Raw genomic sequence first — 12,080 nt, forward strand, 5'->3', positions numbered from 1 at the left:
GATCACAACCTGGCGGTGATACGGGTCACAGAACGTAGGCGCGGTGCGGCGGTCCGGAGCGGTGACCGGGGACGGCGACCAGGTCCTCGGGGCAGGCCGGGCGCGGGGATTGGGCGCCTCACGGCGCGCCGGGCGGCGGGGTGAGGGCCGTACGGCCGGTGGTGTGATATGGGCCTCAGTGACAGCTGGCGCGCCCGTCCGGGTGGTCGCGCGGCGACGGAATCCGCACCGCTTCACCACCGGATCCGCACCGCCGGTGCCACGGCTCGGGGGCGGGCGGCTCGCCTTCGGGCCGGCGGCTCAGGGGCGGGCGGCTCGCCCCTCGGGCCGGCGGCTCAGGCCTCCGCCCGGCCGCTCGTCCCTCCGGCCTCGGCGGCTCGGGACTCGGGCCCGACGGGGCAGGTGCCGGGCCGGGCGGCTCAGGCCTCGGGCATCGGCAGCGGGCGCTTCTCCAGGGCGGCCGCCATGACCTCGGGAAAGAGGTCGGGCGTGCAGGCGAAGGCGGGGGCTCCGAGCGCGGCGAGGGCGGCGGCGTGCTCCCGGTCGTAGGCGGGAGCGCCCTCGTCGGAGAGGGCGAGCAGGGCGACGAACTGCACGCCCGATGCCTTCATCGCCGCGACCCGCTTCAGCATCTCGTCACGGATGCCGCCCTCGTAGAGGTCGCTGATGAGGACGACGACGGTGTCGGCGGGGCGGGTGATCCTCGACTGGCAGTAGGCGAGCGCCCGGTTGATGTCGGTGCCGCCGCCGAGCTGGGTGCCGAAGAGCACGTCGACGGGGTCGTCGAGCTGGTCCGTGAGGTCGACGACGGCCGTGTCGAAGACGACCAGGCGGGTGGCGACGGACCGCATGGAGGCGAGGACGGCGCCGAAGACCGAGGCGTAGACCACGGAGGCGGCCATGGAGCCGGACTGGTCGACGCAGAGCACGACCTCCTTCTTGACCGCACGGCTCGCCCGGCCGTATCCGATCAGCCGTTCGGGCACGACCGTGCCGTACTCGGGGAGGTAGTGCGCGAGGTTGGCGCGGACCGTGCGGTCCCAGTCGATGTCCCGGTGGCGCGGGCGGCTGATCCGGGCCGAGCGGTCGAGTGCGCCGGTGAGCGTCGCGCGGGTGCGGCCGGCGAGCCGCTTCTCCAGCTGGTCGACGACCTTGCGGACGACGGCCCTCGCGGTCTCCTTGGTGGTCTCCGGCATCGCCTTGTTCAGGGAGAGCAGGGTGCCGACGAGGTGGACGTCCGCCTCGACCGCCTCCAGCATCTCGGGCTCCAGGAGCAGCGTGGCGAGCCCGAGCCGGTCGATGGCGTCGCGCTGCATGACCTGGACGACGGAGCTGGGGAAGTACGTGCGGATGTCGCCGAGCCAGCGGGCGACGGAGGGCGCGGAGGCTCCGAGTCCGGCCGAGCGGTCCCCGCCGGCCCGCCGGTCGCCGCCGCCCGTGCCGCCGTAGAGGGCGGCCAGGGCCCCGTCCATGGCGGCGTCGGTGCCGCTGAGGGCGCGGCCGGTGCCGTCGGCCGCGCCGCCGCCGAGGACCAGCCGCCAGCGGCGCAGCCGCTCGTCGTCCGTGCCGGTGCTGCGGGTGGTCATGCGTGGGCCTCCGTGCCGAGGATGAGGTGGAGCAGGGGCAGGACGTCGTCGGCGCGGCGCTCGTCGAGGACGGCGGCGAAGCCGGGCGTGACGGCCGCGGCGCCGGCGGAGCCGCCGGTCGCGGGGCCGCGGGCGACGAGCTCGCCGAGGGTGCGCCGGACGCCCGGCTCGTACCCCGCGAACGTGCGCCGCAGCAGCGGCAGGACGTCGGTGAACGCTTCCGCGGACACGCCGCCCAGCCAGTCGTCGACCAGGCCGAGCAGCCGCTCGTCGTGGACGAGGAGCAGTCCGCCGCCGGACGCGCCGCCGACGAAGCCCTCGATCCAGCCGGCGGCGTCGGCGGGCGGCGTGCCGGGCGAGAGCGCGAGCCCCATCAGCCGCGCCGCCTCGTCCACGCCGACCCGGCCTTCGTCGAGCAGCAGCCGGGCGGCCCGGCCGCGCAGCACACCGGGCACCCGGTCGCGCACGGCGAGCCGCCGCAGCACGGCGGCCCACCGCTCACCGAGCCCGGCGGTGGGGCCGGAGGCGGAGGCGGAGGCGGGGGCAGAGGCGGAGGCGGGGTCTGGAGCGGGCGGGGGCATGTGGGCGGGCGCACCGGCTGTGGAGGCCTCCGACGCATTCGGTGCCTCCGTCGTCGCCGCCCTTTCGGTGGCCGCGGTGGTCTCTGTGGTCTCCGTGGTCTCCGTGGCCTCTGCGGTCTCTGTGGCCTCAGCGACCTCTACGACCGACGAAGCCTCCGTCGGGTCGGGTGGCCCCGGTCGGGCGGCGGACCCGGTCGTCAGGAGGGCGATCGCCGTGTGGACGGCGTCGAGACGGTCGCGCATCTCGGTGGCGGCGTCGCCGTCGAGCGCGGCGCAGGCGGGCGGCAGACCGACGCAGATCCGTTCGGCGAGACCTGCGGCGACCTCGCGCAGCGCGGTGGTGTCGGTGGCGCGGACGTCTCCGTAGCGCAGGGAGCGGGCGAGGGCCGGCAGGGCCTGGGCGAGGTGGGCGACGTCGGTGTCGAGGGCGGCGCGGTCGGCGAGCGCGTGCAGGACGGCGGGCAGGGCGTCGGTGAGCCCGGCGAGCAGGCACTGTTCGGCGAGGGCGGTGACGGCGGCGAGGTCGTCGACGGCGGCCGCCTGGGACCGGGCCCTGGCGGTGGCGGCGGCCTCGACGGTGGTGCCCCAGACGCCCGCCTCGGCGACCTGGACGTGGAGTTCGGGTTCCCAGCGCAGCCGCCAGCTCTCCCGGAACGTGCCGGTGGAGCCGCGGCCCGCGACGGGGCTGCCCCAGCCGACACCGAGCAGCCGGAGCCGGTGCAGCAGCCGGCTGCGGGCGGCGTCGTTGTCCTTGCGCAGATCGAGGTCGAGCTCGCGCTCGGACGCCTCCGGTTTGAGGCGCAGTCCGCGCTGCAGCCGCTCGAGGTCGCGCTGGAGCGGCACGGCCGGAGCGCCGGCCGGGACCGTGCCGAGGACGTCACCGACCACGAGCCGGTCGCGCACCAGGTCGAGCGGGACCTCGGAGCCCTCGCACATGACGGCGCGGACGGCGTCGGTGGTCTCGCCGAGCCCGGGCAGCGGGCGGCCGCGCAGGACGGCCAGGGTGTCGGCGAGCCGTACGGCCTCGATGACGTGGGCGGGCGAGACGGTCAGGTCCTCGTCCCGCAGCAGGCCCGCGACCTTGGTCATCCAGCGCTCGACGGGACGGTCGGGCGCGGTGAACAGGTGCGCGTACCAGCCGGGGGCGTCGATGCCCGCGCCGTAGCCGGAGCGGCGGGCGAGCCGGCGGTGGGTCCAGGGGACCCAGGTCAGCTCGGCCTTCACCTTGGGCAGGCCCTTGAGCAGGGCGCGGTCGGCGGTGACGGTGGTCCTGCGGCGCAGCGCGGGCACGTGCCAGGCGCCGCAGACCACGGCGACGTCGTCGCCGAACTCCTTCTGGGCGGCGCGGAGCCGGATCCGCATGTGCGCCTCGCGCACCAGGTCACGCGGGTGGCCGCCGTGCCCGTACGCCTCGCGCAGGGCGCCCATCGCGTCGGCGAGGGCGTCGAACGGGGCGAACGGGTCGGCGGCGCCGCGGAGTTCGACCACGTCCTCCCACCAGCGCTCGGCGTCGTCGTAACCGGCGGTGCGGGCGAGCTCGGCGATCGGGTCGACGCGCAGCTCCTGGTCGCCGGCCGGTTCCGTTCCGGTGAACTCCTCGCTGTCGTCCCAGGTGGGGTCGAGGGCGGCCAGGGTGTGGGCGGCGGGCAGGTCGACGAAGCGGACCTCGGCGCCGTGGGCGAGGGCCCAGCGGATCGCGGCCCACTCGGGCGAGAACTCGGCCATCGGCCAGAACGCGGCCCGCCCCGGGTCGTCCACGGCGTGCGCGAGCAGCGCGACCGGGGGCCGCATCTCCTCGTCGGCGGCGAGCGCCACCAACGCGTCCGCCTCGGGCGGCCCCTCGACGAGCACGGCTTTGGGCCGCCCGGCGTCGAGCGCCGCGAGCACGGCCCGCGCGGACCCGGGCCCGTGGTGCCGCACACCGAGCACGAGCGGACCAGGCAGGGACCGCGCCGGGCGCGCACCGGCTCCGCCGGCGCTCGCGTCCGTCTCCAGGGCTTCGGCGTCGTGGGTCGCGGCGGCGGGGCGCGTCATGCGCTCACCTCGCGGCAGGCGCGGTAGAAGTCCTTCCATCCGTCTCTCTCACGGACCACCGTCTCCAGGTACTCCTGCCAGATCACGCGGTCGGCGGCCGGGTCGCGGACCACCGCGCCGAGCAGCCCGGCGGCCACGTCGGCGGAGCGGAGCACTCCGTCGCCGAAGTGGGCGGCGAGGGCGAGGCCGCCGGTGACGACGGAGATCGCCTCGGCCGTCGACAGCGTCCCCGAAGGCGACTTGAGCTTGGTGCGGCCGTCGGTGGTGACGCCGTCGCGCAGCTCGCGGAAGACGGTGACGACCCGGCGGATCTCGTCCACGCCGTCCGGCACGGCCGGCAGGTCCAGCGAGCGCCCGATCTGGTCGACGCGCCGGGCGACGATGTCCACCTCGGCGTCCGGCGTCGCGGGCAGCGGCAGCACGACGGTGTTGAAGCGGCGGCGCAGCGCGCTGGACAGCTCGTTGACGCCGCGGTCGCGGTCGTTGGCCGTGGCGATGAGGTTGAAGCCGCCGACCGCCTGCACCTCCTCGCCCAGCTCGGGGATCGGCAGGGTCTTCTCGGACAGGATCGTGATGAGGGTGTCCTGCACGTCGGCGGGGACGCGGGTCAGCTCCTCGACGCGGGCGGTCATGCCCTGCGCCATGGCCCGCATGACGGGACTGGGGACGAGGGCGTCGCGGCTGGGGCCGTGGGCGAGCAGCTGCGCGTAGTTCCAGCCGTAGCGGATGGCCTCCTCCGGCGTTCCGGCGGTGCCCTGCACGAGGAGCGTGGAGTCGCCGCTGACGGCGGCGGCGAGGTGCTCGGAGACCCACGTCTTGGCGGTCCCGGGCACGCCGAGCAGGAGCAGGGCGCGGTCCGTGGCGAGCGTGGTGACGGCGACCTCGACGATCCGGCGCGGGCCGACGTACTTGGGTGTGATCACCGTGCCGTCGGGCAGCGTGCCGCCGAGGAGATAGGTGGCGACGGCCCAGGGCGAGAGCCGCCAGCGGGCCGGACGCGGCCGGTCGTCGGCGGCGGCGAGCGCGGCGAGTTCGTGGGCGAAGGCGTCCTCGGCATGGGGCCGCAGGGCCCCGTCCGCGGTGGTGGTCGTGGTGGTTTCGGGCAGGGTCATGAGTCCCCCTCCAGATCGTTCGACCTGCTGTGCGACCCACGGTGCACCATGCCACTGACATTCGGTCGCCGTCGGTGGAAAACGCAGGTCAGGGCCACGGAGAGGACATTGTCAGTGGCGGCCCGTACGGTCGTTCGCATGACTGAGCAGGGGGTGCGCTGGACGTCGGAACAGGTGCTGGCACTGGCTCCTGACGACGCGTCGCGCAGAGCGGGAAGCAAGCTGGGTTCGCCCGGCCCGTGGTCCGGCGCGGGCTGCGACGGACGGGCCGTCTGGGGCCTGTGCGAGGGCAGCGGGAAGACGCCGTACCGCACGGTCGTGGACACCACGGGTCCCGCGTACGCGTGCAGTTGCCCGAGCCGGAAGTTCCCGTGCAAGCACGCGCTGGGACTGCTGCTGCTGTGGGCGGGGGACGCGGCCGGGACGGCGGTGCCGACGGCCGGCGCGGTGCCCGACTGGGCGGCGGAATGGCTCGCGGGCAGACGTGCGCGGGCGGAGGCCGCCCGGGCGGAGGCGGGCTCCGGGCCGGCCGACCCGGAGGCCGCGCGCCGCCGGGCGGAGCGGAGGGCGGCGCGGATCACGGCGGGCGCACAGGAGTTGGAGCGGCGCCTCGCCGATCTGCTGCGCGGCGGTCTCGCCTCGGTCGAGGGCGCGGGGTACGGGCTGTGGGAGGAGACCGCGGCCCGCATGGTCGACGCACAGGCCCCGGGGCTCGCCGGCCGTGTGCGCGAGCTGGGCGCGATCGCGGGGTCGGGGCCCGGCTGGCCGGTGCGGCTCCTGGAGGAGTGCGCGCTGACCCATCTCCTGGACCGCGCCTGGCTGTCGGCGGACCGGCTGCCCGGCCCGCTGGCCGCGACCGTCCGCGGCCGGGTCGGCCTGCCGTCCCCGCCCGAGGGCCCCGTGCTGCGTGACCAGTGGCTGGTGCTCGCCCAGTACGACACGGCGGACTCGCGCCTGACGACGCGCCGCATCTGGCTGCACGGCCGGTCGAGCGGGCGCACGGCCCTGCTCCTCTCCTTCGGCGCTGCGGGACGCTCGCCCCAACTGGCCTTTCCGGTCGGCGTCGTGGTCGACGCCGAGCTGCGCCCTTACGGATCGGGGGGCGGGCTGCGCGCCGAACTGGTCGACCGGTTCGGCGCCGCCGCGCCCGTCGGCCCACCGCCTCCGGGCACCCGGGTCGCCGACGCCGTCGCCGCCTACGGACGCGCGCTGCGCGAGGACCCGTGGCTGGACACCTGGCCGGTGACCTTGTCGGACGTGGTCCCGGCACGAGCGGAGTACGGCTGGCAACTGGCCGACGCACGGCCGCGCGTGGGCGCCGGGGACGCCGTGGGCCGCGACGGCGGCACGGCACCCGACGAGCGGGACGCCCTACCGCTGACCCACACCGCCCAGGCGCATCCCGGGCTGTGGCGGCTGGTCGCGCTGTCGGGAGGCGGGCCGCTGAGCGTGTTCGGGGAGGTGGGGCACCAGGGGTTCACTCCGCTGGCCGCCTGGTCGCCGGACGACCCGGGCGAGACGGTGCCGCTCGTCTGACACCGCCCCGTGACCCTGACCCTGCCTCCTGCCCGTGTCCCTGCCCCCGTCGAAGCCCCGGCCCACAGACCCGCAGACAGCCCCGCAGACCCACCAACCCACCAACCCACCGACCCACCGACCCACCGACCGCGTTGGCCCGAACACCTCTGGAGGAGCCCATGGACGCCTGGGAAGAGCTCGTCACGTCGGCGCTGCTGGGCACCGACCGGAAGCCGTTCGCGCGCGGCAGCGGGGACACGGCGCCGGTCGCGCTGCTGGACGCCGCCGCCGTGCACACCGTACGGCGCAGAGCGGGGCTGCGGCCCGGGCCGGCCGCCGCGCCGCTGGAGGCCGCGCCGGAGGACGTTCGCGGGCCGCTGCCCGCGGCGGCCCGGCGGCGGCTGGGGCAGCTGCTCGCGGGCCGGGCCGCGCCCGCGCCGTCCGGGGGGCGGCGCGGGGCGGCACCGGACCTTGCCGAGCTGCTGCCCCAGTGGCTGGCCGCCGCGAACGAGCGGGGCTACCGCGCGCCCGCCGCCGCGCTGCCCGCGCTGCTCGACGCCGCCCGCGCCCGGACGGATCTGCGGCCCCAGGCGCTGGCCTTCGCCGGGCCGCGCGGACTGTGGCTGGCCCGGCTGAACCCGGAGTGGAGGTTCGCGCTGCGCGGGGCGGCCGGCACCGGCAACGGGGCCGGAGGCGCGCTGCCCGACCCGGCGGACGGGGACGCGGTCCTGGCGCTGTGGGAGGAGGGCCTGTTCGCGGAGCGGGTCGCACTGCTCGCCGCCGTACGGGCCGACGACCCGGCACGTGGCCGGGAGCTGCTCGCCTCGACGTGGGGCGCGGAGCGGGCCGAGGACCGGCTGATGTTCCTGGACTCGCTGCGGGCGGGGCTCGGCCCGGCGGACGAGGAGTTCCTGGAGGCGGCCCTGTCCGACCGCAGCCGGAACGTCCGCGCGACGGCCGCCGAACTGCTCTCCGCGCTGCCGGCGTCCGCGCTCGCCGCACGGATGGCGGAGCGGGCCGCGTCGTGCGTGTCCCTGGACCGTACGAAGGGGGCGGAGACGATCGTCGTGGAGGCGCCGCACGAGTGCGACGCGGGCATGCGCCACGACGGGGTGATACCCACGCCGCCCACCGGTCGCGGCGAGCGCTCGTGGTGGCTGGGCCAGCTGGTGGAGGCGGCGCCGCTGGACTGCTGGCCGGCGCGGTTCGGCGGGCTCGGTCCCGAGGAGATCGTCGCGCTGCCGGTCACGGACGACTGGCGGGCGGAGCTCCACGCGGCCTGGTGCCGTGCGGCCGTCCGCCAGCGGAACGCGGACTGGTCACGCGCCCTGCTCGGTTCCCCGGCGGCCCCGCAGGCCACCGGCCCCGGCACCTCGTCGTTCGCGGAGCGGGCCCAGCTGCTCTCGACCCTCGCGGAGGAGGAACGGGCCGTCTGGGTCGCGTCGTTCATAGCGGCGCACGGCCTGTCGGAGGCCTTCCAGCTGCTCGGGGTGTGCGCGGTGCCGTGGGCGGAGCCGCTGGGCCGGGCCGTCGTCGACGCCCTCGACATCGCGCGGGACGCGGGCAGCTACCCGTGGAGCTTCAGCGGGGTGATGGGCCTCGCCGAGCGCTGCCTGTCCCCGGCCGCGGCCCCTCAGCTCGCGGCCCTCACCGCCCTGTCCGCCGAGCCGGAGGACGCCTCTCCCGGTGCCGCCGGCTACTGGTCGGAGGCCTTCCAGCGCCTGGTGTCCACCCTGGAGCTACGGGCCGCGATGCACGCGGAACTGCTGCCCCCGGACGCGACGGACACCTGACGGGCCGCGGCGCGGCGTACAGGCCAGAAGCCCGGCGGTACGCGCGGGGCGGGGCCGGGTCGTCGCCGCGCCGGAGCGGGGCCGGGTCGTCGCCGCGCCGGGGCCGGGTCGTCGCCGTGCCGGCCCGCACAGGACGCCAACCCGGCAGCACGCGCCGGAGCGGGGCGGGGCCGTCGCGCCCGCCCCGTACCCGCGAACGTCAGGCCGCCACACGCACGTTGGCGTTGACCCAGTCCACGATGGAGGCCGTCGTGGCGCCCGGGGTGAAGATCGCCGCCACGCCCTTCTCCTTCAGCGGGGCGATGTCCGCGTCCGGGATGATGCCGCCGCCGAAGACCTTGATGTCCTCCGCGTCGCGCTCCTTGAGGAGCTCGAGCACCTTCACGAACAGCGTGTTGTGCGCACCCGAGAGGATCGAGAGGCCGATGGCGTCGGCGTCCTCCTGGATGGCGGTGTCCACGATCTGCTCGGGCGTCTGGTGGAGGCCGGTGTAGATGACCTCCATACCGGCGTCGCGCAGCGCGCGAGCGATCACCTTGGCCCCGCGATCGTGGCCGTCGAGACCCGGCTTGGCGACCACCACGCGGATCGGACCGGTCACACCCATCACTGCCTCCACATGCGACCCCCGGGCTTCGTTGCCGGGGAGGTGAACGAACGTTATCGCCAGCATCCCGCACGCGCCCGTTTCGCGGTGGACAGCGAGGGGGAAATCACACGTGGGACATTGTTCGCTCCCCGGAGGAGCCGCCACGGGGTGCGCCGTACACCCGTGCCGCCGGCCGTGCGACACGGAGTGCGGCGCACCGCCGTACCGGACGGAGGTCGGCGATGGAGTTCTTCCCCACCGCTTTCGCCGACCGGATGAAGGCCACCGCCCTGGAGCTCGCCGTCCTCGCGGGACATCTGGTTCTCTACCCGTCGGGACTCGTGGGCGAACGTCGCGCCGCGCCTTCCGTTCCGGCCGGTGACGGGACCGGCTCCGGTCCCGGCGCGGCCGCCCGCCCCGTGGTGCTGCTGCACGGCTTCGTCGACAACCGTTCGGTCTTCGTCATGCTGCGCCGCGCCCTTTCCCGGCACGGGCGTGACAGTGTCGAGTCGCTCAACTACTCCCCGCTCACGTGCGACCTGCGCGCCGCTGCGGAACTGCTCGGGCGTCGGGTGGCGGAGCTCCTCGACCGCACCGGCCACACGGAGGTGGACCTCGTGGGCCACAGCCTCGGCGGCCTGATCGCCCGCTATTACGTACAGCGCCTCGGCGGTGACGCCAAGGTGCGCACGCTGGTCATGCTGGGCACCCCGCACTCCGGGACCACCTTCGTGCCGCTGGCGGTGGCGGACGCCCACCCGCTGGTGCGCCAGATGCGGCCCGGTTCGGAGGTGCTGCGCGAGCTCGCGGGCCCGGCGTCCGGCTGCCGCACCCGCTTCGTGAGCTTCTGGAGCGACCTGGACCAGGTGATGGTCCCGGTGGAGACGGCCCGGCTCGACCACCCGGATCTGATCGTCCACAACGTGCGCGTCAGCGGCATCGGGCACCTCGCCCTGCCGGTGCATCCCACGGTCGCGAACGGCATCCTCCGGGCCCTGGACGACGGCGTCCCGGCGACGGACGAGCGCGACGGTTCGAGCGGCGCCGCCTCGGTGGCCTGACCGACCTCCCGGCCCACCTCCCGAGCGACCCCTGACCGGCCCCTGACCGGCCCGCTACCGACCCCCTGACGGGCCGCCAGAGGGTTTCCGTTCTTCGAACGTTCTTCGAACACAGGGCCAAGGCTCTCCCCACAACCCGCCGAAAGGCGGCCGATTGCCCGTTTCCTGGCGGCTCGAAACCCTCCGAAGATTGTCCGCCGCGCGTACCGCCGGGTACAGTCACGCCACTGCTTGACCCCCTGCTGCCGAGGCGAGAGAGAAGTTGGTGAACGACCAGCACCCCCACGCCGGGTACGTCACGGACGCCACCCAGACCACGGGCAGCTTCGCCGTCGACCCACTGTTCGGCACCTACGACGCCGGCTACGACGCAGGTCAGAGCGGTCAGCACGGTTACACCGACTACAGCGCCGGATACGACGGCCACACCGGGTACGGCGAGCAGAGCGGCTACGCCGCCGGGTACGGTGACCAGGGCCAGTGGGACACGGGTTCCTACGGCTCGTACACGACCACCGGTCAGTGGGACGCCACCGCCTGGACCGAGGCCCAGCAGACCGGCCAGTACGAGACCGCGGCGCAGTTCGCCTCGTACGACTCCACGGGCACCGGCCAGTGGACGACTCCGGCGGGCTACGAGACCGGCGCTTATGACGCCACCGCCTGGAACCAGGTCGCGCCCGAGCCGGTCGTCCCGCACCAGTACACCCCGGAGCACACCGCCGAGTTCCCGGCCGCCGAGTTCTCCGGCGGCGACTTCTCCGCACCGGAGTTCGCCACCGCCGAGTACCCCGCCTCGGAGTACGACGCCGACGGCGGCTACGCCTACGAGGCGTCGTACGACACCGCCTACGACACCGCCTACGACACGGCCTACGACGAGCCGCAGGCGCAGCAGGGCTCCGGGCCGGAGCCCGACACCTTCCACGACGCCGAGACCATGATCGCCCTGGAGCTCGACGTCACCGGCCTGGAGCCGGACCGGGCGGCCACGGCCCCGGGCGCCGAGCTCCCCGCCCGTCCCGTACGCCGCTCCGGCGGCGGCAGCCGCGGCCGGCGCCGTACGCCCGCCAAGCGCTCCGCGCTCCTCACGGTCGCCGTCCCCTCCGCCTGCGTGATGGGCGTCGCCGGTATCGCCGCAGCCTCCGTGAGCGGCCTCACCGACGGCGGCGACCAGAAGGACGACACGACCTCCCTCGCCGCCGCCGACCCGGCCTCCGTGAAGCAGGTCGCCGCCAACAGCAAGCTGGACACCCAGCTGGCGGCGCTCAGCGCCGACGCCCGCGACTTCGGCGACCGCGCGAGCCGCACCCAGGAGCGCATCGACCTGAAGCTGCGCCAGGAGGCGGAGAAGAAGAAGCGCGAGGAGGAGGCCGCCCGCAAGGAGGCCCTCCGCCCCAAGTTCATGCTCCCGGTGAAGCTGCACCAGCTCAGCGCCCGCTTCGGCCAGTCCGGCGTCAACTGGATGTCCGTGCACACCGGCATCGACTTCCCGGTCCAGTACGGCACGCCCGTGATGGCCGCGACCGACGGCACCGTCCGCACCCAGTGGAACAGCGCCTACGGCAACATGGCGATCGTGACCGCCCCGGACGGCACCGAGACCTGGTACTGCCACCTCAGCAGCACCAAGATCCGCTCCGGCAAGGTCAAGGCCGGCGAGGTCATCGCGTACTCGGGCAACTCCGGCAACTCCACCGGCCCGCACCTCCACTTCGAGGTCCGGCCGGACGGCGGCGCGGCGATCGACCCGCTGGCCTGGCTGCGCAGCCACGATCTCGACCCGACCAGCTGAGACGCACCGCA

Annotated in this window: 8 protein-coding genes; 4 read left to right on the plus strand and 4 right to left on the minus strand. The window is 75.3% G+C overall.

Annotated features, from left to right (window positions below; all coding sequences use genetic code 11):
- Positions 1 to 419 precede the first annotated feature (419 nt).
- Genes ACFY8W_RS09745 through ACFY8W_RS09755 form a run of 3 tightly spaced genes read right to left on the minus strand, consistent with a single transcriptional unit; the run spans position 420 to position 5,313 of the window.
- Positions 420 to 1,586, minus strand: a complete 1,167-nt coding sequence (locus ACFY8W_RS09745; RefSeq protein WP_391102530.1) for a VWA domain-containing protein — start codon at positions 1,584 to 1,586, stop codon at positions 420 to 422.
- Positions 1,583 to 4,201, minus strand: coding sequence for a DUF5682 family protein (locus tag ACFY8W_RS09750; RefSeq protein WP_391102532.1), 2,619 nt, complete (start codon positions 4,199 to 4,201; stop codon positions 1,583 to 1,585). The genes ACFY8W_RS09745 and ACFY8W_RS09750 overlap by 4 nt, the downstream gene beginning before the upstream one ends.
- Positions 4,198 to 5,313 carry an AAA family ATPase gene (locus ACFY8W_RS09755; RefSeq protein ID WP_391102534.1) on the minus strand — a complete coding sequence of 372 codons (1,116 nt, stop codon included), beginning with the start codon at positions 5,311 to 5,313 and terminating at the stop codon, positions 4,198 to 4,200. The genes ACFY8W_RS09750 and ACFY8W_RS09755 overlap by 4 nt, the downstream gene beginning before the upstream one ends.
- A gap of 138 nt (positions 5,314 to 5,451) precedes the next feature.
- Between ACFY8W_RS09755 and ACFY8W_RS09760 the strand changes: the two genes are divergently transcribed.
- Together ACFY8W_RS09760 and ACFY8W_RS09765 are read left to right on the plus strand one after the other, a co-directional pair.
- Positions 5,452 to 6,849: an SWIM zinc finger family protein gene (locus ACFY8W_RS09760; protein ID WP_391102536.1), complete on the plus strand. Its 1,398-nt coding sequence runs from the start codon at positions 5,452 to 5,454 to the stop codon at positions 6,847 to 6,849.
- A 161-nt stretch (positions 6,850 to 7,010) separates the two neighbouring features.
- A complete protein-coding gene (locus ACFY8W_RS09765) occupies positions 7,011 to 8,624 on the plus strand; it encodes a DUF5691 domain-containing protein (protein ID WP_391102539.1) in 1,614 nt (537 codons plus the stop codon).
- A gap of 199 nt (positions 8,625 to 8,823) precedes the next feature.
- Here the strand turns inward: ACFY8W_RS09765 and ACFY8W_RS09770 are convergent, their stop codons facing one another.
- Positions 8,824 to 9,231: a cobalamin B12-binding domain-containing protein gene (locus tag ACFY8W_RS09770; RefSeq protein ID WP_128976030.1), complete on the minus strand. Its 408-nt coding sequence runs from the start codon at positions 9,229 to 9,231 to the stop codon at positions 8,824 to 8,826.
- A 224-nt stretch (positions 9,232 to 9,455) separates the two neighbouring features.
- Here ACFY8W_RS09770 and ACFY8W_RS09775 point away from each other — a divergent pair, with 224 nt between their 5' ends.
- On the plus strand, positions 9,456 to 10,274 hold the full coding sequence (locus tag ACFY8W_RS09775; protein ID WP_391102541.1) for an alpha/beta fold hydrolase: 819 nt from the start codon (positions 9,456 to 9,458) through the stop codon (positions 10,272 to 10,274).
- A 265-nt stretch (positions 10,275 to 10,539) separates the two neighbouring features.
- Entirely contained in the window at positions 10,540 to 12,069 is a 1,530-nt protein-coding gene (locus tag ACFY8W_RS09780) for a peptidoglycan DD-metalloendopeptidase family protein (protein ID WP_391102543.1), read from the plus strand.
- The last annotated feature ends 11 nt before the right edge of the window (positions 12,070 to 12,080 follow it).

This window comes from Streptomyces sp. NPDC012637, assembly GCF_042954805.1.
GTDB lineage: Bacteria > Actinomycetota > Actinomycetes > Streptomycetales > Streptomycetaceae > Streptomyces.